Annotated in this window: 1 pseudogene; it reads left to right on the top strand. The window is 44.3% G+C overall.

Annotated features, from left to right (window positions below):
- Window positions 1–284 (top strand): annotated as a pseudogene (locus tag ACUU1I_RS21425) (IS4 family transposase); the annotation flags it as partial.
- Window positions 285–309: the final 25 nt, after the last annotated feature.

Here is a 309-nt window from a genome sequence, read left to right on the forward strand (position 1 = left end):
GTCTTCGGGCCAGCAAAAGTCGTTCAACAGGAAGAATTCTGGTTCTGAGTCTGCTGGCAACGTTGAGCACTATCGTAATGTGGTTACTCGGTTATCACGCTGAAAATAAAGGGTTACACCTGAAATATCAGGCTAACAGCATTAAATCCCGGCGGGTTATCTCATATCTGACGTTAGCGAAGAATGTTCTTCGACACTCGCCACTTATTTTAAGACGAACAGTACTGAGCACAGTTCTAAACCATCTGTCCAGAACCTACCGAAATATGGTGCTGGTTTATTAGCAGTAATTTTGTGGGGATCCCTCAG

The organism is Shigella sp. SIG3 (assembly GCF_053555855.1).